Annotated in this window: 15 protein-coding genes; 6 read left to right on the forward strand and 9 right to left on the reverse strand. The window is 36.3% G+C overall.

Going from position 1 to position 23,635, the window contains the following annotated elements; all coding sequences use genetic code 11:
- Positions 1-163 precede the first annotated feature (163 nt).
- Both KO509_RS03500 and KO509_RS03505 read right to left on the reverse strand, forming a co-directional pair.
- Positions 164-1,324 carry a sulfatase-like hydrolase/transferase gene (locus KO509_RS03500; RefSeq protein WP_215971906.1) on the reverse strand — a complete coding sequence of 387 codons (1,161 nt, stop codon included), beginning with the start codon at positions 1,322-1,324 and terminating at the stop codon, positions 164-166.
- 91 nt (positions 1,325-1,415) lie between these two features.
- Positions 1,416-3,701, reverse strand: coding sequence for a TonB-dependent receptor (locus KO509_RS03505; RefSeq protein WP_215971907.1), 2,286 nt, complete (start codon positions 3,699-3,701; stop codon positions 1,416-1,418).
- A gap of 479 nt (positions 3,702-4,180) precedes the next feature.
- Between KO509_RS03505 and KO509_RS03510 the strand changes: the two genes are divergently transcribed.
- A complete protein-coding gene (locus tag KO509_RS03510; protein WP_215971908.1) occupies positions 4,181-5,407 on the forward strand; it encodes a DEAD/DEAH box helicase in 1,227 nt (408 codons plus the stop codon).
- Positions 5,408-5,488: 81 nt separating this feature from the next.
- Here KO509_RS03510 and KO509_RS03515 read toward each other — a convergent pair whose 3' ends face one another.
- The 5 genes from KO509_RS03515 to fldB all read right to left on the reverse strand — a co-directional run bounded on the left by KO509_RS03515 (position 5,489) and on the right by fldB (position 12,301).
- Positions 5,489-8,308 carry a TonB-dependent receptor gene (locus tag KO509_RS03515; RefSeq protein ID WP_215971960.1) on the reverse strand — a complete coding sequence of 940 codons (2,820 nt, stop codon included), beginning with the start codon at positions 8,306-8,308 and terminating at the stop codon, positions 5,489-5,491.
- Positions 8,309-8,589: 281 nt separating this feature from the next.
- Entirely contained in the window at positions 8,590-9,660 is a 1,071-nt protein-coding gene (locus tag KO509_RS03520) for a FecR domain-containing protein (protein WP_215971909.1), read from the reverse strand.
- Positions 9,661-9,713: 53 nt separating this feature from the next.
- Entirely contained in the window at positions 9,714-10,283 is a 570-nt protein-coding gene (locus KO509_RS03525) for an RNA polymerase sigma factor (RefSeq protein WP_215971910.1), read from the reverse strand.
- Positions 10,284-10,422: 139 nt separating this feature from the next.
- Complete coding sequence (gene srmB / locus KO509_RS03530; RefSeq protein WP_215971911.1) at positions 10,423-11,676, reverse strand: ATP-dependent RNA helicase SrmB; 1,254 nt, start codon at positions 11,674-11,676, stop codon at positions 10,423-10,425.
- Between the two features lie 109 nt (positions 11,677-11,785).
- On the reverse strand, positions 11,786-12,301 hold the full coding sequence (gene fldB / locus KO509_RS03535; protein ID WP_215971912.1) for a flavodoxin FldB: 516 nt from the start codon (positions 12,299-12,301) through the stop codon (positions 11,786-11,788).
- Between the two features lie 252 nt (positions 12,302-12,553).
- Between fldB and dsbC the strand changes: the two genes are divergently transcribed.
- The 4 genes from dsbC to lysS all read left to right on the forward strand — a co-directional run bounded on the left by dsbC (position 12,554) and on the right by lysS (position 18,078).
- Positions 12,554-13,357, forward strand: a complete 804-nt coding sequence (gene dsbC, locus KO509_RS03540) for a bifunctional protein-disulfide isomerase/oxidoreductase DsbC (RefSeq protein WP_215971913.1) — start codon at positions 12,554-12,556, stop codon at positions 13,355-13,357.
- Between the two features lie 36 nt (positions 13,358-13,393).
- Positions 13,394-15,163, forward strand: a complete 1,770-nt coding sequence (recJ, locus tag KO509_RS03545) for a single-stranded-DNA-specific exonuclease RecJ (RefSeq protein ID WP_215971914.1) — start codon at positions 13,394-13,396, stop codon at positions 15,161-15,163.
- Between the two features lie 161 nt (positions 15,164-15,324).
- A protein-coding gene (gene prfB / locus KO509_RS03550; RefSeq protein WP_215971915.1) for a peptide chain release factor 2 occupies positions 15,325-16,423 on the forward strand; the annotation gives its coding sequence in 2 pieces (ribosomal slippage) (positions 15,325-15,399 and positions 15,401-16,423; 1,098 coding nt in all).
- 62 nt (positions 16,424-16,485) lie between these two features.
- Positions 16,486-18,078: a lysine--tRNA ligase gene (lysS, locus tag KO509_RS03555; RefSeq protein ID WP_215971916.1), complete on the forward strand. Its 1,593-nt coding sequence runs from the start codon at positions 16,486-16,488 to the stop codon at positions 18,076-18,078.
- 59 nt (positions 18,079-18,137) lie between these two features.
- Here the strand turns inward: lysS and KO509_RS03560 are convergent, their stop codons facing one another.
- Positions 18,138-21,125, reverse strand: coding sequence for a ligand-binding sensor domain-containing diguanylate cyclase (locus KO509_RS03560; RefSeq protein ID WP_215971917.1), 2,988 nt, complete (start codon positions 21,123-21,125; stop codon positions 18,138-18,140).
- 307 nt (positions 21,126-21,432) lie between these two features.
- Between KO509_RS03560 and KO509_RS03565 the strand changes: the two genes are divergently transcribed.
- On the forward strand, positions 21,433-22,779 hold the full coding sequence (locus KO509_RS03565; RefSeq protein WP_215971918.1) for a sodium-dependent transporter: 1,347 nt from the start codon (positions 21,433-21,435) through the stop codon (positions 22,777-22,779).
- Between the two features lie 90 nt (positions 22,780-22,869).
- Here the strand turns inward: KO509_RS03565 and KO509_RS03570 are convergent, their stop codons facing one another.
- Complete coding sequence (locus KO509_RS03570) at positions 22,870-23,580, reverse strand: TIGR01621 family pseudouridine synthase (protein ID WP_215971919.1); 711 nt, start codon at positions 23,578-23,580, stop codon at positions 22,870-22,872.
- Positions 23,581-23,635: the final 55 nt, after the last annotated feature.

Consider the following 23,635-nt stretch of genomic DNA (forward strand, 5'->3'; position numbering starts at 1 on the left):
CTTCAGTATTTCCATTGGTATCACTCCCAAGGTAGTGTGACCCATGCTTGTTAAGCCCATGTGAGCGAAGGCTATTGCTAAACTTCGATACCTATTATATAAACGGAAGCCCGTTACTAAAGTGACGGGCTTTTTGCTGTCTGGCAGTAAATTAAATTTATCATTAGAATATTTCTTTAATTATAGGGCCAATTTTAGGATTGAATTTTTGAGGATCTTCACCTAATAATGTTAAGGCAGTTGCGGCTATTTGATTTTGCTTAATTTCGTTTTGTGTCACGAGCTGTCCTTTGGCTTTTATACCGGAACCTATTGCCGCAAACCAAATGTTTTCAGAGCCTATAATTCCTTCTGGGAAAGCAGCTAAATTTTTCATATAGCTTTTAATAGCATCTTTTGATGCATGATGTTGCCAGTTATTGGCATTACTTCCTCGACCATGGTCTGTGGTAATTAACAACACAGTATTATTTTTATATTCAGGTGTTGTTTGAATGGTGTGCCATAAGTCTTCAATAAATTTATCTGTTTGGTGAGCTGAACTTAAATAACTGTCGTAATGGCCATCATGAGCGAAGTCATCTGTTTCACCGAATGAAATAGCCATAACTCTCGGTTTTTGAGTTAATAAGTAATCTTTAGCAATACGGTAGGTAAAACTGTCTAATCTTACGTTGTGCCAAGGGCTAGGGATTTCTTTTTGCATGGCATTGATTAGCGTCATTTCAGCAGATAGCGGCTTCCCTTGTGCAGACATAAAACCTGCATTGACGTACATTTTACTACGTTCAACATTGAAAATAGCAGGGAATACGTCCCAGCTGCCAAATACAGCAAGTTTATTACCAAAGGATGGTTGGTTATTGAGCCATTCAATAAATGATATATGCGGGTTGGGTACTTTCTTGTTGCTGTTAATCTTGGGGTCGGCAATGCCTGTAAATATTTCACTGTAGCCAGGATAAGAAAAATGCCAGTTATTTGAAACCGACATTTTTGAATCGAGTTTTCTATTACCTATAACAGCGCCTTTTTTGGCAATTGTATTCCAAAAAAAGGGCATAAGCAGTTGACGACGTTGCTCTTCATTATCATGCCAAAACGTCTGTTTTGTGTGACTCGACTCGCGCACAAACTTATCATTATGTAATAAGTTATTGTCAGCACCACCGAATACTTCTTGCCAACGTAAGCCATCTATAGTCACTAGTATTAAGTTTTTTGGGGTAGTGACTTTTGAATTAGCTGTATGAGCTGAAGTCTTTTCATTAGCTATGGAAGCTATGTGTACAAAAAGTAATATGATAAATAGATATTTAGACATTAGTGTCGCCAATTTAAGTAGATTGAAAAAAGAGAACCAAACAAATATGATTTGTTTGGTTCTTATTAGATATGACTTCTATTCGTTACAATTAGAAACTGACGGTAAATGTCATTGATGCAGTACGTGGCGCACCAATAAAGAAAGTCGTACCATTGCCTGTACCGGTAGATAAATAGCTTTCATCGGTTAAGTTGTTTACAACAAAAGCTAAATCAAATGATTTAAAAACATTACTATCAATACTTGCTGTGTAGCCAGCATTGAAGTCGACAACGGTGTAGGCGTCGGCATCACCGCGTTCACCGGTATATTTAGCTGAAAGACCTGCGCGAAAGCTTTCTAGAGTGTAGTTAGTCGAGAAAACGAACATATCATCGACAGAATCAATCACCTTGGTGCCTGATTCAAATCCTGGAGCATTACCTACGTAAGTTGAGTCATTGTTAGTGTATGATGAATATATATCCCAATTTTCGTTAAAACGATAACTAGCACTTAATTCAAAACCAGTAGAGTCTATGCCACCTACATTCAAATAAGTGCCATTAGTTCCTATGCTGTAATCAATACCAGACGTATCACTTCCAGGTGCAATAAACGTTATGCGGTTATCGAAGGATATTGAATAGTAAGTTGCAGAAAAATCTAAGTTGTCATTATTATATCGAATACCCACATCAATATTTTCTGCTGTTTCTGGCTCTATTTCATCAAGTGTTGAAGCATCGCGCTCTAAAACACCATCTTTAATTGCAGAGAAGTTTTCGCTAAATCCGGCAAAGACTTCCATGTTATTATTGATTTGATAAACAACACCAGTACTAAATAAAACATCTGAATCACTGTTTACTTTTCCGGTGATACCATTAGCAAAATTGTCGTATTTTTCAACGTCTACAAAGTATTTTTGAACGCCTAAGTTAACTGTTAGATCGCCAAAGTTTAAGGTATCTTGAAGGTACAGTTTTAAGGTGTCTGTTTGGAAGTTATTACTATATTGTGTCCAATAAGGCGTTTCATCAAAATGATGATAAATACGAGCATCGATGACTTTATGCCAATCACGAGATTCATCACGGTCAGCTGATTCAGTCCACAACCCCATTGAAATATCGTTAATGCCAATAGACCAATCAAAGTTTGCGGTCATACCGATACGAGTTTTTTCATAGTGTGTATGGCGATATGACATAACAGGAATGGCGTTTGTATCGTAACAAGATGGTGCTAAGCCAGCACCTGAGTCCCAAGGCCATGATAAATTATCAGTGCAGCCATCTGCCGGTGCTAGTGGATTACCTAACTGATCAGTAAACCCATATTGCCCAGCAATGGTACCACCTTCTGAAGTAGGGTTACCATCAACATCAACTGCAGCCACTAAGTAAGGAGGAATCCAGTCTCCGCGCCCTTCATTTTTGTGTAAATAAGGTGTTATTTTAAAATGCATACTGGGTGATATGCTATATTCAAACTTGACATAACCTAATGTATTTTCTCTTAGGGTTGACCATCCTTCAGCAAACATTTGGTCAAAGTGAGGGACGCCTGTCCAGTTCCAGGTTAATTGATCCCAATCAGGTGTTTGTTCAAATTGCGCTTTACTGACTGAGTTATAGTTATCTTCATTTGCATCATCATAAGATAAACGGCCAGTAATACTTAATTTATTTAATTCAGTAATAAATTTGAATTCAGCATGCTCTCTTGTCATTCCGCCGTTTGAGCCTTCACCTACCCAACGACTAGTGGATGTTGATGAATAGCTTGCGTAGGCATACGTATTATCAAATAATAACCCTGTATCGTGGCGAGCAAAGTACCTTTTAGCATCATGATCACCCGTGGTAAATGCAAATTTACTGGTTTTTTCAAATGCAGGCATAGCACTAATAAAATTAAATGTTCCACCTAATGCATCTAATGATGCTGAAGAAATATCTGAAGTACCTTGTGAAACTTGAATGGTTTCCATATTCTCTGAATCAAGATAACGGTTTGCTTTTGCACCACCACCATAATTAGATCCACCATTAGGTATACCGTCAATAGTCATACCTAATTGTTGTTGATTACCATCAATACTAAAACCTCGCATAGTAATAGAAGTAGACCAATCGTCACCACCAAAAGCATCACCTTCATTGATACTGATACCAGGCAAGTTGTCCATTAGTGCTAATACGCTTGTTATGCTCGATTGTTGTTGTGTCATTTTTACATCGACTTCATGGTTAGCATGCGATAATTTTTTAGCAACGACAGTGACTTCTTCTATTGTTGTGTCATTTTCTGCTTCCTCAGCAACTACATTGAGTGTCAACGCTGATGATATAGCTAAAGCAATAAGACTTTTTTTATTTGAGTTGAACATAGCTTTCCCTTAATAACATTTTTAGTATTTATAATGCGGGTAAGCATGCGGTTGAAGTGTGACAAAATAGGTGCATAATAATGATCTTTATATTAAATAAATATGTCAATTTTATTAATGTGTTACACAGGTAAATTAAATACTACAAAAAATTTTAATTCGAATGAGCATGCATAAAGGTTACGAGCTTAACTTTGTAGTTGTATGTAATGTGTTGTTATTGCTTACGGTTTAATGATTTGTTATGCGAACTAATATCGAGGAAACCATCGCATCAGGTTAAGGAGATTAAAGTTTTATATGAACATTAATAAACTTATTTTTTTATGCTGTACCTTGATAGATGTAAGCTATAAAAAAGGTAGCTATCTATAAAGTGGGTAATAATTTTAAAAGCCGCAATTTTCTTTTTTGAGTTTTACCTATATCAGGAGAAAAATCTGATAAACTGACCTTCTTATTTTGTTATGTAAATTGATATGAAATTCTCTAGTATTCCACTCATAAATTCCTTACAAGAAAACCTTAAAGCACTTGAGTATACACAGGCAACTGATATTCAAGTAAAAGCAATACCTCTTATTTTAGCGGGTAATGATGTTATGGCTAGGGCAAAAACAGGTACAGGTAAAACTGCTGCTTTTGCGTTACCAATACTCAATAATCTTCTTGTTACTCCCAACAGAACTAGAGCATTATCTGTTCTGGTGCTTGCGCCAACTCGGGAACTAGTTCAACAGATTTATACGAACTTTAATCAGTATAGTGTTAATACTGATATTAAAGTGGTAGCGGTCTTTGGTGGGGTAAGTATCAAGCCGCAAGTGAGTAAGCTTGCTGAAGGTGTTGATGTTTTGGTTGCAACACCTGGACGATTACTGGATTTATTATTTAATAAGCATATAAGCTTGGAAGCGTTGTCTGTTTTAGTTTTTGATGAAGCTGATAGAATATTAGATCTTGGTTTTAAAGCCGAAATTGATCGCATCATGCAGCAAGTACCAGAAAAAAGACAGACGTTGTTATTTTCTGCCACGTTTGATGATTCTTTATATAAATTTAGTAAATTATTATTAAAAGATCCTCAAGTGATCACTATTGATGAAAAAACGGAAGTGGCCGATAGTGTTGAGCAGTTAGTCTATACTGTTGATGCAGATCGAAAGCGTGAATTACTTTCTTATTTAATTGGCTCTAGGAATTGGAAACAAGTTCTTATTTTTACACGAACTAAGCAAACAGCAGATGAGCTTGCAAAAGAGCTTTGTAAAGATGGTATTAAAGCTAAATCACTCCATGGTGATAAATCACAAGGTGCGCGAGATAAAGCACTATTAGAGTTTAAAGAAGGAAAAACACGCGCTCTGGTTGCTACTGATGTTGCTGCTCGTGGTATTGATATAGCTGATTTGGGCTATGTAGTAAATTATGAGTTACCTTATGTTGCTGAAGATTACGTACATCGTATTGGTCGTACAGGTAGAGCTGGTAAAAGTGGTTTAGCACTTTCGTTAGTTTCACCAAGTGAAGAATGGTTATTAACCGCGATTGAAAAAGTAATTGATGATAGATTATTACAGCAATGGTTACCAGGATATGAGCCTGATTTAACTAAGGTTAGTACTCCTAAAAGACCTGAAAGCAAGAAAAAAGCGCGAGATAAAGCATTAAGAGGTCGCAATAGTAATAATAGACGTAGAAAATAATTATAACTACTATTAATGTTATAAATAAAAAAACCTGAATTAATTCAGGTTTTTTTTATTTTTATACTTTAGCATACTGTCTTAAAATTTATATTCAACACCAGCATAATAGAATGCGCCATTAAATCCAAATGGTGCAGAACGTCTAGAATATGTAAATACGCCAGGGCTATTAACGATCACATTACCACTTGCATCAACAATAGTACCTGTACGTGAGTTACCAATTTCATTTTTATCAGGGTAAACATCAAATAAATTATTGCCGCCAATATTGAAAGAAATATTCTCATTCATTTGGTAACTTACACGTAAATCAGTTAACACTTCAGCACCATAAGTTTGTTGGCCACCATCCGTTACTGTGTATTCACCATAACGATTAAAAGCTAAGTTTACAGTAAAGTCTCCCACTCTATATAAACCACTTAAACTGATACGATCTTGTGGCTGCCACTCTTCGATAATTGATATATCTTGCTCTGAAAATATTTTATCAGGTGAAACATCGCCTAAACCACTATTGGCAGGTGCAAATATTTTAACAACATCAGTTTCTGTAAAGTTAGCTGCGAAAGTTAAATCTAAATCACCGCCTAACATTTCACCATTCCAAGTGGCTATTATATCAATACCTGATGTTTCGGTATCAGCACCATTAAGAAAGAATTGACCTCCACCAGCACCAGCAGCTAATAAGGCTGAATCTAATGCTGAAGATAAACCTTGGCCTAGTGAGTTGCTTAGGACAATACGATCATCAATATCAATTGAATACCAATCGATAGTTAAATTAATGCTATCAGCAAGTCGAATAACAGTACCAAGACTTAGGTTTGTTGATTCTTCTTCTTTTAACTCAGGAATGCCAATTGCTTGTGCTAACGTTGAATCATTACGGAATGTACCAACCTGGACGGCAATTTGATCACCCGTAGGATCATCTGGATTAGTTTTAAATTGTGTACTGATGTTATTAAAATATAACTGTTGCATTGATGGGGCACGGAAGCCTGTGCTCATAGCACCACGGATGGCAACATCTTCAGTTAAAGACCAATTAGCAGCAAGTTTGAAGTTGCTGCTATCTCCAAAACCATCGTAGTCATCGTAACGTACAGCACCACTTACGATTAAATTTTCAGTGACTTCCATTTCAGTATCTACATAAAATGAAACAACATTACGTGTTTCATCCACTGCAGATATTGCTCCAATACCTCCAAACCCTTGAATACCTGCGCCAGTATCTGTTGCAAATAAACTTTGGCCTAATACCGTATCGTAGTCTCGATATGAATATTCATCACCAGGTGTTATTTTATAAGTATCAGTACGAATCTCAGCGCCCATTGCTAATGAAAACAAATCGAAGTCTTGAGTATAATCAATATTTATTGTTGATAACGCAAGCTCTAAACCATAAGCAAATGCTTCTCTAGGTACTGAATTACGTATTTCATCAGGTGTGATATCAGCGTATGAACCGTCAGCATTATATTGTAAAGCATTAGCAAAAGATGAATTGATAGAATCACTTGTTGTATAGTCAATATTGTTTTGGCCATAGGTATAAGACAAATCTAATGAAGCACCATTATCAAATTCAGTTTGGTAGCCAAAGTTATAAGAAATATCTTTAATATCTGAATTTATTTTAGGTAAAAAGCCCATTGGTACAGTGGCATCGCCATCTAGCAATGGTGCATTACCATCAGTATTTGCATTATGGCGAAAGAAAGCGGCTGATTCATTGTCACGTTTTGAGTAAGTAATAAAACCATATAATTCGCCATTACCTAGCTCATAACCAGTGTTAACGGTTAAACCAAATTGATTTGAGTCTGCATCGCCAATTCTAAAAGTATTACGTGTCGCTGTTGCCTCACGAGGATCTCCTAGTAGCATGGTGCCATCGCCTATGTCAGTACAGCCAGTAAATTGGCATGAACCATGTAAACCAGCTCTGTTCGTATAGCCGCGATCTCGAAAATTCAAGGTAGTATTTAAATACCCATTATCTCCCAAAGCAAATCCCTTTGAAATATCCACATTTGTGGTTTCACCATCACCTTCTGAATATTCACCATAAGAAACAGCTGCTTTACCACCATCACTCGCATCATTTAGAACAATATTAATAACACCTGCTATTGCATCAGAGCCATATTGTGCAGCAGCACCATCTCTAAGTACTTCTATCCGTTTAATTGATGAAGCTGGAATCGCATTCATATCTGTACCGGCTGTGCCACGACCAACAGAAGTATTTATATGTATTAAACTTGCTTGATGGCGTCGTTTTCCGTTGACAAGAACTAGGGTTTGATCAGGTCCTAAGCCACGTAAAGTTGCCGGACGAAGTGCATCTGTGCCATCACTGATAGCAGAGCTTGAAAAGTTAAAAGAAGGTGCAATCGCTTGTAGCATTCTACCTACTTCTGTTTGTCCTGTATTAGCAAGAGCTTCTGCTGAAAGAATGTCAACAGGTACAGGTAAATCATCAGCTGATCGTCCTGCAACACGACTACCAATAATAGATATTTTCTCTACACTAGTCTCATCTATTTGAGCTGTTTCTTGGGCTAGAGCAGTTTGGCTAGCAGCACCCAATATCATAGGGATTAGTGCTAATTTTACTTTGTTATTTTTCATTGTTGTAATTCCTCTATAGTGTTTATCAACTTGAATGCTAAGTTGACCAGAGTTATTAACAACAGCAATTAAGCCAGAGTCTTGTAATAATTTTTTGAGACCAGAGCTTACTGAGAAATAGCCTTTTAACTCATTTGCTTGATACTGCTTGGCTAAATCAAACGAGAATATAATGGTTTGATTTGATTTTTGGGCAAATGCAATTAGGGCTTTATCAGCTCGTTGTTTGTTAATATCATAGCGCATCAAACTAGCAGCATTTGCACTGAGCGTTACTAGAACTATATTCACGCTAATGAAATATTTTAATAACGGTTTTAGCTTAGCTGAAAGTTGGAACAGACGAAATTTATCTCGCCAACAGTGCAGTATTAATAAACAAGTGAGCAGAAGAAATCCTCTATGGTTTTATAAATTAATTTTAATTATTTAAATTAAGCTAAATGGTGAGAAATAGCTAGTAAACAATGAAAGCATATTTTTATAAAATGGCAGGGAGATTAGAATCTATATTTTACGTAGGTAGATCATTCATTAAGCGCAAGTAAAATTGTACTATTAGCAGCCTTTGAATAACTAATATTAAAATTACTTTTCAGTGATGCTAATAAGCCTTCTACATCATTAGCTTTAAAATACCCAGAGACTTTAATATCAGCAATTGTCGGATCAGATATTTTAAAATGAGTTTCTGTGTATCGGCTTACTTCAGCGAGTGCATTAGATAATGATTCACCATTAAAAATGAGCATACCTTGCTGCCAAGCTAAATCACGTTGTATCTGATCAAGTGATACTTGTTCAATAGGCATATCAGGCTGTTTGGTTATTGTGGCTTTTTCGCCTGAACTTACCAATATCCCAGGGAGTTCTGTTTGGTTTGTGTTTTCATCTGTTGTCAACAGAGTATGCCTTATTACTTCAAGTGTTTCTGTTGCTTTAGTAATTAAAACTCTACCTTCAGTTACCATCAATTCAATATCACTATGACTATTTTTTTGTACATTAAATATAGTCCCTAATGCGGTGAATGATTTATCCCCCGAGGTTACAGTGAAGGGACGTGATTTATCTTTAGCTATATCAAACCTTGCTTCCCCTTGCATTAATGTTAACTGGCGTGATGATGGGGTGTAAGATACATGAACAATCGTATTGGTATTTAATTGAATGTGAGTACCATCATTCATAGTGAAGCTGTTCTGTTCACCTATATTGGTTTTTAATATTTGTATTTGTGTTAATGATTGCTCGTTTAGTGAAGGAATGAAAGGTATAAATGATTTATCAACAAAGGCATTAACTGAAAGTATAGAAACAATAGCAACACTGGCAGCTAACACGATAGCAGAGAAATGATGACGAATTTTTTTAAGCTTATCTAGTGGAAATAAATCACTTAATTCATTAAGAACAGAAACATCATCCCAATAAGAAGCCATTTCCAATAACGCATTGAGATGTGCAGTATTTTGCTCGCACCAAAAAACTAATTCTTTTTGTTCAGATAGTGATAAGCCACGATCCATACGACTAATCCAAAGGCACGCCTGTGCCTGGATGTCTTCTTTAGTGTGAAACTGGCTTACATTACTCATTGCGTTACTCGATTATTCTTCGATATTTTTAGTTTATTGGCTAGTATTAGTTGCTACATTTGTACTTTTGCTTTTTTAATATTTTTAATTACTGAAGTTTGACCTTCTTTATGATGCCTTTGTTCCATATATTGAAAACTTTTTAATAAACCTTTAGCGACGTGCTTTTCAACGGTACTTTCACTTAACTGTAAGTACTGGGCTATTTCTTTTTGGCTAAGCCCATACACTTTCTTTAAAATAAAGCATTTACGTACAGTGCCTGATAATTGCTCTGTAGCTCGACAAAAAGATAAAAATCGTTCTTTAGATTCGTAGTCGTCTTCAAAGTGATTACTACTCAACTCTAGAGGAAGTTCAACAAAGCTCTCTATTGAATCATTATATTTATTGTCCCATTTCGCATTATGGTTATAGGCAATGTTTTTAGCTGTTTTAAGCATATAACTACGAGCATACTTTATTTCTTGCTTCATATTTGCTTCGTAGCTACGTACAAAGGTTTCTTGTACTATGTCATCAATATCATCAGGTTTAACAATACGACTAATAAGGGCTTTGATCGTCCTACGATAACTGATAAAAGTGTCGGTAAGCTTATTTTTATTATCTTTTTGGGTCATTTTCAATCCCGATAAAGGCAACTACTTTTAGTCTGCTCGCAATGTGTGTTGTGTGATTCATTTAGGTCATTATTCATCGTTAAAGAAATCACACATGCGTTACGTTACAAAAGGCTAAACAATTATTAACGCATAATTTTTAATTTTTAGATTTGCTTTTTTTGGCTTTTTTCTTGCTCTGTTTTTTAGCTTTAGCTTTTTTCTGTGAAGTTGTACGTTTTACTTTAGCTTTTTTGCTAGCAACTTTAGCCTCTTTATTTTTTGGACGAAGCTCATTAATAATTCTTCGTTGAAGACGTTCATTTTGATAACGCTCAATTTTGCCGACAACTCCCATATCATGAGCTTCTATTAATGAAATAGCCGTACCTTTTGAGCCGGCTCTTCCTGTACGGCCAATACGATGGACATAAATATCGACTTGGCGTGGCATATCAAAGTTAATAACATGGGTGATATCATCAATATCTAACCCTCGAGCGGCAACGTCTGTTGCTACCAGTACTTTTACCTCACCATTTTTAAAACGTTCAATTGCTTGATTGCGCTTGTCTTGTGGCATTTTTCCTTCAAGCCATACACAAGGTAATTCTTCCGCATATAATTTGCCTGATAAATACTGAACTGTTTCTCTTTTATTAGCAAAAACAACCGTTCGGTTAACACCTTCCTGTTTTAATGTATTTACTAACAAATCTAGTTTATGCGATGCATTGTCTGCAAGATGTATCCATTGATGTATTTTAGCTTTTTCTTTACGCGAAGGCGTTGCTTCTAAAAACTCAGGCTCTGTTAATACTTCTTTTGCAAAACGAATAACACCTGTACTTTCTAATGTTGCTGAAAAAAGCATGGTTTGTTTACGCCAACGAGCTTCACCTACTATGCGATTTATGGCTTCGCTAAAACCTAAATCTAACATGCGATCGGCTTCATCAAGGACTAATATTTCAATTTCTCGCGCATCAAACTGCTCATTCTCTATGTATTCTAACAATCGTCCAGGTGTTGCAACTAAAATATCGGTTGTGCTGTTTAAAATATCATTATGGCTACCATAATTTACTCCACCAGTGATAACGCCTGTTTTTATTTTAGATAATTTAGTCAGGTTTTCACTATCTTCACCTATTTGAATGGCTAATTCGCGTGTAGGCGTTAAAATTAATACTCGAGGAAAACCAGGTTTAGTACGAGGGTAATCAAGTAGGTGCTGAGCAATAGGAAGCAAAAATGCAGCTGTTTTACCTGTTCCTGTCGGTGCAGAAGCAAGTATATCTTTACCTGTCATTGCTTGTGGTATGACTAAGTCTTGAATAGAGGTAGGTTTTTTGTAACCTAATGCTTTCACATTGGCTAATAATTCTGAGTCGAGATCAAATTGCTCAAACATAAATGATTTTTCACTAATTTTAGATGGATATTACTATTGCGTTATTATAGAGGTTTTCATGATGTCTGTAACTACTTTATCTCATAAGCAATAACCATCTATATTAAAACTAGCTTTCACTATATTCTTCTAAAATTTGCTCACACCATTGTTGAATTCGATGTTCACTGAGATCGTACTGATTATCTTCATCAAGTGCTAAACCAACAAAATGTTGACTATCTTCAGTGAGTGCTTTTGATGCTGAAAATTCGTAGCCTTGGTTAGGCCAATAACCGATTAATGTTGCTCCTTGAGCAATTACTTGTTCATGTAACATGCCTAACGCATCTTGAAACCACTCGGTATAACCTATTTGGTCTCCCATGCCATATAACGCAACAACTTTGCCACTCAAATCAATAGCATTAATATCTAGCCAAATAGATTCCCAATCTTCTTGAAGTTCGCCATAATCCCATGTGGAAATGCCCAATATAATAAAGTTGTAATCAAGACAATGTGCTAACGGTACATCTTTAATATTATGTAATTCAACTAAATCAGCGCCTATGGTTTCTTGAATTTTTTCAGCTGCTATTTCGGTATAACATGTACTTGAGCCATAGAATAAGCCAATTTTCATATTAGTTTGCCTAAAGTGTAAGAATAGATGTAATACTAAATGAAGTAGTTTATTAATTATTTCATTTGGTATAAATTGCCATGATCTTAACAAAAGCATTTAGTACAATTCAATTTATTGTTTGCAAAGTTACACTATCGGCTGTAATTTCATTGGCAACAAAGCGGTCTGCTTATCTGCGTAGTATTAAGTGAGTAAAAAATTACTGCACTTAGTTTCATTATTAATCGAAATAAATTTAGGAAATAAAGTATGTTTAACAAGTTGTTTATTATTGGTGGTGTAGTTACTGCAGTCGCAGTTGGCTTTTTCTCAGTGAATCAAATGGCCGAAGCACATGACGCATCTGAATCAAATCATGTTGTAAAAAATGTTGAACCAGCGTCAGCAAAATTAAATGTTAATGTGCTAAAGGCAAAAATCAAAGCAAAGTTAGGTTTAACTATTAATAAAGTTGAAAAAACACCTGTACCAGGTATCGCTTTGCTTATGAGTGATCAAGGTGTCTTTTATTCTAGTTACGATGGTGATTACTTTATTCAAGGTAAAGTTTACAGTTTAGTTTCTAAAGTAACAGACTTATCTGAAGCGAGTTTAGCTAAAGTTCGCCTTGATGGCGTTGACAAATTTAAAGATGATATGATTGTTTTTAAAGCAAAAGATGAAAAATATGTTGTATCAGCTTTTACTGATATTAGCTGTGGTTATTGCCGTAAAATGCACAAACAGATGGCTGAATATAACGATCTTGGTATTACTTTTCGTTATTTAGCTTTTCCTCGTGCAGGTATTAAAGATCAAGCAGGAAACTATTCTCAAGGATTTAAAGATTTACGTTCGGTTTGGTGTAATGAAGATCCAAAAGCAGCCATGACTCGTGGAAAAAATACCGGTAGTGTTGCTTATCGTGTTTGTGATAAACCTATTGAAGAACAGTTAAATTTTGGTCGTCAAATTGGCGTTAATGGTACACCAGCATTAGTTTTATCAAATGGCATGTTAGTACCAGGTTACCAAGAGCCAAAACAATTATTAAAATTATTAGAAAGCATATAATTTAAATTTTAAATAAACAATTAAGACCTATAAAGTATGAAAAAAATAATTCGCCGCGAGCATTTTAGTGACGATCACCTCCCTAATAGCTTGCCGCCTATTATTAAACAAATTTATGCTTGTCGAGGTGTTCAAACAGCAAAACAATTAGACTTAAAAGTAGCAAATTTAGAAGGATTGAGTGCTGTTGAAGGGACTAGCTATGCCTTAAAGGGGTTAGACGATGCTAGTGCATTGCTCTATCAGGCTCTACTCGATAACACTAATATTATTATTGTTGGTGATTTTGATGCTGATGGAGCAACGAGTACGGCCTTAATGATGGTTGCTTTATCTTCTATGGGGAGCAGCAATCATTCATTTTTAGTGCCTAATCGATTTGAATATGGTTATGGGTTAACGCCTGAAATAGTCGATATTGCGGCAAGCCAGGGGGCAGAAATGCTAGTGACCGTTGATAATGGCATTAGCTGTGTTGCCGGTGTTAATCGTGCAAAAGAGCTTGGCTTACAAGTGATTGTTACGGATCATCATTTACCTGGCCATGAGTTACCAAAAGCCGATGCCATTGTTAATCCTAATCAACCTAATTGCCCATTTCCAAGTAAATCGCTCGCTGGCGTAGGGGTCGCTTTCTATGTAATGCTAGCTTTACGCAGTTATCTTCGCGAAAAAAACTATTTTGCAAAGCAAAATATTAATGAACCCAATATTGCTCAATTACTTGATTTAGTTGCTTTGGGTACAGTCGCTGACGTTGTTTCACTTGATGGCAATAATCGAATCTTAGTCGAGCAAGGCCTAAAACGCATACGTGCAGGACAAACTCGCCCTGGTATTCAAGCATTAATTGAAATAGCCAATAAAAACCAACAGCGTTTAGTTGCGTCAGATTTTGGTTTTGCGCTAGGGCCAAGAATAAATGCAGCCGGTCGCTTAGATGATATGTCTTATGGGATTAATTGCTTACTTGCTCCTGATTTAATTAGTGCTAGAGCGATGGCCGTAGAGTTAGATGACTTGAATAAAGCACGAAGAGAAATAGAACAAGGCATGCAGATAGAAGCTGAAAGCGTTTTTAAATCATTAAGCTTTGATGAACATAACTTACCCAGTGCGATAGCACTGTATCAACAAGACTGGCATCAAGGTGTTATTGGTATTGTTGCTGGGCGTTTAAAGGAAAAATACCATCGTCCTTGTATCGTCTTTGCAAAAGGCAAAGACGATGAACAACGTCAATCAGAAGGCCAAGAAATTAAGGGATCGGCTCGTTCTATCCCTGGCTTACATATACGCGATTTGTTAGAACATATCGATAGTCAAAATCCAGGCTTAATTTTGAAATTTGGTGGTCATGCTATGGCTGCCGGCTTATCAATTAACTTGAAAAACTTTGAAAAATTTCAAAAGGTGTTTAACGAGTTAGCAAGCCAATGGCTCAAAGCAGAAGACTTACAAAGTATCATTTTATCTGATGGCGAATTAGACACTAATCACATCACCTTAAGCTTTGCTGAGCAATTAAGAGACGCAGGACCATGGGGCCAAAACTTTCCAGAGCCATTATTCGATGGCGTATTTTCCTTAATACAACAGCGTATTGTTGGGGAAAAACACCTTAAACTAGTGCTTGAAAAAGCAGGTGTGGTGATTGATGGAATCGCCTTTAATGTTGATCTTAAAGCTTGGCCAAATCCTAAGGCAAAACAAGTACATTTAGCTTATCGATTAGATGTTAATGAGTTTCGTGGTAAACGAACAGTACAGTTGATGGTTGAACACCTTACCGTTGCTGAATCCTAGACATTAATTACTTTAACGCGAAGTCAAAAATCACTGATTCTTAGTCGTTTATTTACTCATATTTTTGCGCTATAATGCGCCACTATTTTTTGCTGTTTAGCTCGTTATTATCAGCTGTATATTAATGCTTATTTAGCTTGAAGGATTCTATTCGAAGACTTATGTTTGAAGTTAACCCAATAATAAATAAATTAAAAGAAATCCGTGAACGTGCTGACTTACTTCGGGGGTACCTTTGACTACGATGTTAAAGCTGAGCGCCTAGTTGAAGTTTCACGAGAATTAGAATTACCTGATGTTTGGAATGAGCCTGAACGGGCACAAGCATTAGGTAAAGAGCGCAGCTCACTAGAAGAAGTGGTTAATACCATTGTTGAATTAGAAACGGGTTGTGATGATATAGAAGGTTTACTTGAGCTTGCGATTGAAGAAGAAGATCAAGAAACCTTTGATGATGCTCAAGCCGAAGCTAATACGCTAGATACTATTTTACAAAAGCTAGAATTTCGCCGCATGTTTTGTGGTGAACAAGACGCTAACAATTGTTATTTAGATATTCAATCGGGATCTGGCGGTACAGAAGCGCAAGATTGGGCTGAAATGCTAATGCGCATGTATTTACGTTGGGGTGAAGCGCATGGTTATAAAACCGAAGTTATTGAAGTGACTGGCGGTGATGTTGCGGGTATTAAAGGTTGCACTATTAAATACACGGGTGAATATGCTTTTGGCTGGTTACGAACTGAAACTGGTGTACATCGCTTAGTGCGAAAATCACCATTTGATTCATCAGGTCGACGTCATACTTCATTTGCTTCAGCGTTTATTTATCCTGAAATAGATGACAATATTGAAATTGATATTAACCCTGCAGACCTGCGTATTGATACTTTTCGTGCTTCTGGCGCAGGTGGTCAGCATGTAAACAAAACTGATTCAGCTATTCGTATTACTCATGAACCGACGGGGGCTGTAGTTGCGTGTCAGGCAGACCGTTCTCAGCATAAAAACCGTGCCACGGCGATGAAGCTTCTTAAAGCAAAATTGTATGAAATGGAAATGCAAAAGCAAAATGAAGGTAAACAAGAGTTAGAAGATGGTAAGTCAGATATAGGTTGGGGTAGTCAAATTCGCTCTTACGTACTAGATGATAGCCGGATTAAAGATTTAAGAACGGGTGTTGAGAATAGAAACACCCAGGCCGTATTAGATGGTGATTTAGACAGATTCTTAGAAGCCAGTTTGAAGTCTGGTTTGTAGGATTAATCTTTAAATAATCCATTCAACACATTGAAAAACTAAAGATAACTTTGAGAAACATAATGACAGATAAAGCCACTAAAGCCAGTCAAGCAAATAATGCACCTGCAGCACAAGATGAAAACAAGTTGATTGCTGAACGTCGTGTAAAGCTTGAAAAAATTCGCTCTAATTGTTCAGCAAATGGTTTTCCTAACGATTTTAATCGTGAACATTTAGCTGCAGATATTCAAGCTGAACACGGTGAAAAAACAAAAGAAGAACTTGAAGCGCTACAAGTTACCTATGCTATTGCTGGTAGAGTAATGGCAAAACGCGGACCATTTTTAGTAATCCAAGACTCGTCAGGTCGTATTCAAGGTTATGCTGAAAAAACGGTACAAAAAGAAATTAGAGAAAAATGGGGTTCATTAGATATTGGCGATATCGTTGGTATCAAAGGTATTTTACATAAATCAGGTAAGGGTGACCTTTACGTGAATATGGATGAATACTCATTATTAACTAAGTCTTTACGTCCATTACCAGAGAAATTTCATGGTTTATCTGATCAAGAGACTAAATATCGTCAACGTTACATTGATTTAATTATTAATGAAGATACACGTAATACGTTTAAAGTTCGTTCAAAAATTGTGGCTGGTATTCGCAACTTTTTAACACAACGTGATTTTATGGAAGTTGAAACGCCAATGCTACAAATTATCCCTGGCGGTGCAACAGCTAAACCATTTATGACTCATCATAATACCTTTGATCTGGATATGTACTTACGTATAGCACCAGAGCTTAACTTAAAACGTTTAGTTGTTGGTGGCTTTGATCGTGTATTTGAAATTAACCGTAGTTTCCGTAATGAAGGTATTTCAACGCGTCATAACCCAGAATTTACCATGATTGAATTCTACCAAGCCTACGCTGATTACCATGATCTAATGAATATTACCGAAGAAATGTTACGTACCATTGCACAGGACGTTTTAGGTACTACTACAATTCGTAATACGGTTAAAAATAGTGATGGCGAAGTAGTTGAAGAAAAATTCTATGACTTTGGTAAACCTTTTGCTCGTTTATCTATGGTTGATGCAATTTTAACTTATGGTAAAAATCATCATGGCGCTGATCAATTAGATGAAGCGGCATTACGTGATCCAGAAAACAACTTCGACGCAATAAAAGCAATGGCAAAAGCGGTTGGTGTTAAAGAAAGTAGTGCTTCTAAAGTATGGGGGCCAGGTAAATATATTTGTGAAATCTTTGAAGAAGTAGCAGAGCATTTATTAGACCAACCAACGTTTATCACAGAATACCCATGGGAAGTGTCACCACTTGCACGCCGTAATGATAAAAACCCATTCATTACTGACCGTTTTGAGTTTTTTGTTGGTGGTCGTGAGTTAGCGAATGGTTTCTCAGAGCTTAATGATGCGGAAGACCAAGCTGAACGTTTCCAAAAGCAAGTAGCTGAAAAAGATGCTGGCGATGATGAAGCGATGCATTACGATGCCGATTATATCAATGCGTTAGAGTACGGTTTACCGCCAACAGCAGGTGAAGGTATCGGTATTGATCGATTGGTTATGTTATTTACTGATTCACCAACAATTAAAGATGTTATTTTGTTCCCGCATATGCGCCCAGAAACAGACTAATAATAGCCTCTATCTAAACGACGATATTAATATGTTTAATATCGTCGTCTTATCGCTAACTAGCTATCATCTCCCCTTGATTTTGTCCGTATCACTTGAGTGATACGTTTATCTACTCTTTTGTTATTATCACTGTCTTGGCTTTGGTAAATTCTGGCTTGATTACGCCCATTATGTTTAGCAAAATATAGTGCCTGATCCGCTTGATTAAGCATTTTATCGTACTCACTGACTTCACTATTATCAGTTAATCCTATACTTATTGTAATATTAAGGTTTTCTGCGATACTTGAAAAATCATAATTCTTTATTGATACTCTGAGTAAATCACATAAATCATAAGATTTTTTAACATTGTTGTTAATTAATAATGTGAACTCTTCGCCACCCCAACGTGCTAATTTTATTTGTGCTGAACTAGTTTGAATAACCGTTTGTAGAATGTCAGCAACCTTTTTAATTACTTGGTCACCAATAAAATGTGAGTACTTATCGTTAACATCTTTGAAGTGATCAATATCTATTATCGCTACTGTTAATGGTTGCTGTGCTAATTTTGCTTTCTCAAAATCATTATTACACCATTCATCAAATGCACGACGATTAAACAATCCCGTGAGCTGATCATGATTAGCTTGATAAGAAAATAATTCTGCCTGTTTTTTTATCTCAAGTGTTTGCTGCTCAATAAGTTGTTTTAATTGTTCTTGACTACGTTTGATGGTGATAATTCGGTAGCGATAAAGCATAAATAAGGTGAAGCAAACAATGATGACAATAAATAATCTAAAAGAGGTTGTTTGCCAATAAAGCGGGGTAATGGTGAAATTAATAGTCGCTAAATGCTCTTGCCATTGACCACTAGGATACTTTGCTCGCATTTTAAAAGTATAGTCACCGGGCTCTAAATTTGTAAATTCGGTGAATGTTTTATTATTTTTATTTTGCCATGTTTTATCAAAACCAATCAGCTGGGTTTGATATTCAATATGTTTAGACATTAAATAACCTAAACCTGCATAATGAATTGTGATGCGAGATGCGCCTTTAGGTAATATTATTGTGGGCTGTATAGGGTAAGATTTTCCATCGACTTCGAATTGCTCAATAACTACAGGAATGACTTTTTCTGCCATTCGTTGTAATCTTTCATTATTAATATGGCTAACGCCTTTTGAGGTAGCAACCCAAACACTGCCATCTTTATGAAGCGTGGCGGCAGGTGTTGATCCCCCATTAGCTTGTGAGCTAAGTAGGCCAACACCCTCCGCAAATAATTTAAAATCGACGGACTTACTCTTGCCGTGAATAATACTATCAATTTCTTCTCTGGTAACACTAATAATGCCTCGGTTACTCGTTAACCAAAACGTATTGCTTTCATCGATAACTATTTGAAATATTTTATCTACGGGCAAACCGTTTTCTTTATTGACGGCCTTCATTTCATTGGTTGTTAAATTAATATAAATAAGGCCTCGATCGGTTGCCATCCATAGAGTGTTTTGTTCAACATAAAAACCAAAAGCATATTCCGCATCAAATTTATCATTCAATCTATAAGTTTGTATTGCACCTTTATCGTAAGAAGCTATACCATCACCGGTGCCAATCCATACTTTACCAAACTCATCTTCAGCAAGGGTCATTATAAAGCTGGCCGGTAGGCCACTTTGTTTGTTAAATATCTCTAACGTATTGTCAGGTGATATTTTTGCTAAGCCAGAAGCTGTTCCGACCCAAAGGTTATTAGCTGAATCAACTAAGATACTTCTGATCTCATTGCTTGGTAGGCCTGTTTTGACGGTTAATAATTCTTCAAGTTGATTATTTGAAGTGGTAAATAGCCCTTGATTGTATGTGCCTACTAAAACTTCTTGCTGTGGTGTTTCTGCTAAACTTAAAACGGAAAGGCTTCTGTTTTGGTTGACGTTAATAGAGGTAACTTGCTCGTTAACAATTTTATTTAAGCCTTTGCTGTTACCAACCCATATACTGCCATCTGAATGAGATAAAACGCTGCGTACGTAATTCCCTGATAAGCCTTGCTTCGTCGTTAAGGTAATAAATGGTGCTTCTCGTAAGCGAAACAAACCACTACTTGTACCAATCCATATACTCTGCTCTCTATCTTGGTAAAGTGCGGATATTCTATTATTGGGTAAACCACTTTGATCATTTAATTGTTCCAAGTTATTGTTATGGAGTCTAAATATTCCGTGGTTATCAGTTCCTAACCAAATATTGTGAGCTTTATCTTGCAGTAAGCTGCTAATTCTTTCATTAGCCAGTTGAGGGTGTAATAGTTCAAAAATACCGTTAACTTGTTTATAAGCTCCTTGCTTGGTCGCTACGATAAGTTTGTTGTCATGGGTTAAAAGAATATCGTCGGTGGGAGAGTTAGGTAAACCATATTGTTCATCAAAATGGCGAACAATGCTTTGATTGTTAACTGAAAATATACCTTTATTGGTTGCTACCCAAATAGTACCTTTATTATCTTCAACTATTTTATAGGCGCGTATATTATCAATAATAACTGTATCTTGTTGAGAGCTTATATTACGGTAAATAACGCCTTTTCCTTCTAGGGCTAACCAGATATTGCCATTGTGATCGTAAATGGCGTGGTTAATCATAGTAGTTGCTAAAGAGGCTGCTGCCCATTGGTTATTATAGCGCTCTGATAAGCCACCACGAGCACCTGCAACTAATAATTTACCCTCGGGCGTAGAGGTTAGGCTTTTTATTGATGAATCGGGTAACCCAATGGCAGAGCCACGCGTAAATACTTTGAATTCTCTGCCATTGAATCGAGCTAATCCTTCCCAGGTGGCCACCCAAAGGTAGCCATCAGTCGTTTGAGATATAGCGTTAATTCCATTGTGTGGGAGCCCATCATGGGTACTCCATGTTTGGCTAAAGTAATCGGTTAAAGGAAGTGTTTTTTCAATGGAATGTGTTTCAGCTGCTGATACATGGATGTAAGTGGTTGAGATACAAAATATAAAAAAGGAAAAGTTAATCGCGATTGATAAATATTTCAAAGCAGAATTCCCGTAACAGTAAATAACTTGTTTAATTAATATTCTAGCAATGTTCTACAGTTTTTGGCGATTTATTTAATGATGAGGAAAATAAGTCTACTGTTGAACTATAGATATAACTTCATAGTTACATTGATGAAAAAAACTATATATTATAAGACTACTTTTCTTGATCGCTTTTAAGTAGATTATGTTGTTGCGTGAAATAAGCATCAAACTATAAAGTGAATGACTTTGTAGAAAAATGAATTGTAGAAGAAAATAACCGTGAGTTAATAAATGAAAATAATAAAAATGAGAGTTAGTAATGGATAAATTAAGAGGTGGTTTTAGCTCACGCTTAGGTTTTATTTTAGCTGCAGCTGGGTCAGCTGTCGGACTAGGTAACATCTGGGGGTTCCCAACACAAACAGCAAGTAATGGTGGCGCAGCTTTTGTTTTAGTGTACTTGGTTCTTGCATTTAGTTTAGCATATCCAGCATTTATGGCTGAATTATTAATTGGCCGTTATGGGCAAGCCAATGCGGTTACGTCCATGCAGAAAATGTCTCGCGCACTGTGGCAAAAACGTTTTGCGTTTGTTGTTGGTTTTGGCGGTATTGTTTGTGCTGCACTTATTTTGAGTTTTTATGGCATTCTTGCCGGTTGGATGATGTCGTATGCAATTGAGCCAATCACATCAATGTTAGGGCTTAACGAAACATCAAGTTGGTTAACATCACAATCAATTATGCGTAATTTAGTCTTTACTGGTTTGTTTATGTTACTTACGGTGGCCATTATCAGCCGTGGTGTTGAAGAAGGTATCGAGAAATGGTCAAAAAGATTAATGCCAATGCTTATTGGATTACTAGTTTTATTGATTATCTATGTCTTTACTTTAGAAGGCGCAGAAGAGGGCTTCGCTGCTTATTTACAGCCTGATATTTCGCGAGTTTTCGAGCCTGATTTGTTAATTAGCGCACTTGGCCAAGCTTTCTTTTCTTTATCGCTAGGAACGAGTGTCATGATTATATATGGCTCTTATATTTCTAAAACAGAAAACCTAGTTTCACTTGGAGCGCAAGTAACGTTAATTGATGTTTCTATCGCCTTCCTTGCAGGCTTGTTAATTATCCCTTCTATGTATGTCGCACAATATCAAGGTGTTGCTATTTTTAGTGACGATGGAAGCTTAATTTCGGGTCCTAATTTAGTGTTCGATGTGCTGCCAACATTGTTCAATAGTATGGGCAGTATTGGTTTATTTGTTGCTCTTGGTTTCTTTGTTTTAATGTCTATTGCAGCGTTAACGTCTTCTATTTCAATGTTAGAAGGGCCAGTATCTTTTGCTGTTGAACGTCATAATGTAGAACGCAAGAAAGCAACGGCATTAGTAGGATTAGGGATATTTATACTAAGTACAATTATCATATTAAATTTTGATGAGCTTTTTGGTTTAGTTATTTCTATTTCAACAGTATACGGACAACCATTAATTGCTATGTTGTGTTGTGTTTTTGTTGGTTGGATTTGGCAACGTAATCAAATACTGAAAGAACTAAAGCAAGGGAATGACATGGTTGAACATAGCTTCTTTTGGAAAATTTGGCCGTGGTACACTAAATTTGTTTGCCCAAGTGCTATTGCTATTGTATTTTTTCATTCTTTATAAATGGCTTTATTATAGAGAGTTAGCGCCATACCCGATTACTGCATATTGTTGTTAGATTAGGTATGGCGTAAATGATGGCTTTTTTTTAGGTTACAGCTTAGGCCAATTTAACAACCAAGGTTTATTTAGCTGCTCTAGCATATCAGTTAAACAACCTGCTTGAAAAAAATCGCCTTCATCAGGTGGAAAAATAAACTCATAAGGTTCACCTAAAAACTCAAACCGTAAAGCATAGGCGTGTAGATAACCTCTATCAGCAGGTACTTTTGAGTGAGTTTTCGAATTTGTACTATATAACGGGTCGCCAATAATTGGAGCGCCAATACTACTTAATGCTACCCGTAGTTGGTGTGTTTTACCTGAGTGAGGTTTTAGTAAATATAGACGCTGTTTGTTTTCCATACTATAAGAAAAAAACTGTGTAATCGCAGGGTTTTTCTGCGTTCTCATAAGCTTAAACATGCCTCTACGACTTTTTGCCATATCTCCTTTGATCAGCCCCTGTTTTTTAGTTGGTTTAGTATCGCTAATAGCAAGGTAATACTTTTCTACTTGGTGTTTTTCAAACAACTCACCAAAGATTTTTGCACTGATATTATTCTTTGCAAACACCAGTAAACCCGAAGTCATCTTATCTAACCGATGAATAGGGTAGAGCTCTTGGCTGCTATCTTCGCCAAGTATATATTCTTTTACTTTTGAGAATAGCCCTGAACCTGGTATGCCTTCATCATGAAAATTCACGTCTGCATTTTTTGCTATGACAACAAAATCATTGGTTTGTGAAATAACTTTAAACATTTTATCAGTCTACTTGTTGGTATTATTTGCTATGATAATTCAATCAATCTATTTT

Source organism: Colwellia sp. C2M11 (genome assembly GCF_018860915.1).
In the GTDB taxonomy this organism is placed as follows: domain Bacteria; phylum Pseudomonadota; class Gammaproteobacteria; order Enterobacterales; family Alteromonadaceae; genus Colwellia.

What these genes read in the sequence shown, in the direction of transcription:
- KO509_RS03500 (WP_215971906.1), bottom strand. Translation starts at nt 1,324, where the DNA reads ATGTCTAAATATCTATTTATCATATTACTTTTTGTACACATAGCTTCC.
- KO509_RS03505 (WP_215971907.1), bottom strand. Translation starts at nt 3,701, where the DNA reads ATGTTCAACTCAAATAAAAAAAGTCTTATTGCTTTAGCTATATCATCA.
- KO509_RS03510 (WP_215971908.1), top strand. Translation starts at nt 4,181, where the DNA reads ATGAAATTCTCTAGTATTCCACTCATAAATTCCTTACAAGAAAACCTT.
- KO509_RS03515 (WP_215971960.1), bottom strand. Translation starts at nt 8,308, where the DNA reads ATGCGCTATGATATTAACAAACAACGAGCTGATAAAGCCCTAATTGCA.
- KO509_RS03520 (WP_215971909.1), bottom strand. Translation starts at nt 9,660, where the DNA reads ATGAGTAATGTAAGCCAGTTTCACACTAAAGAAGACATCCAGGCACAG.
- KO509_RS03525 (WP_215971910.1), bottom strand. Translation starts at nt 10,283, where the DNA reads ATGACCCAAAAAGATAATAAAAATAAGCTTACCGACACTTTTATCAGT.
- srmB (WP_215971911.1), bottom strand. Translation starts at nt 11,676, where the DNA reads ATGTTTGAGCAATTTGATCTCGACTCAGAATTATTAGCCAATGTGAAA.
- fldB (WP_215971912.1), bottom strand. Translation starts at nt 12,301, where the DNA reads ATGAAAATTGGCTTATTCTATGGCTCAAGTACATGTTATACCGAAATA.
- dsbC (WP_215971913.1), top strand. Translation starts at nt 12,554, where the DNA reads ATGTTTAACAAGTTGTTTATTATTGGTGGTGTAGTTACTGCAGTCGCA.
- recJ (WP_215971914.1), top strand. Translation starts at nt 13,394, where the DNA reads ATGAAAAAAATAATTCGCCGCGAGCATTTTAGTGACGATCACCTCCCT.
- lysS (WP_215971916.1), top strand. Translation starts at nt 16,486, where the DNA reads ATGACAGATAAAGCCACTAAAGCCAGTCAAGCAAATAATGCACCTGCA.
- KO509_RS03565 (WP_215971918.1), top strand. Translation starts at nt 21,433, where the DNA reads ATGGATAAATTAAGAGGTGGTTTTAGCTCACGCTTAGGTTTTATTTTA.
- KO509_RS03570 (WP_215971919.1), bottom strand. Translation starts at nt 23,580, where the DNA reads ATGTTTAAAGTTATTTCACAAACCAATGATTTTGTTGTCATAGCAAAA.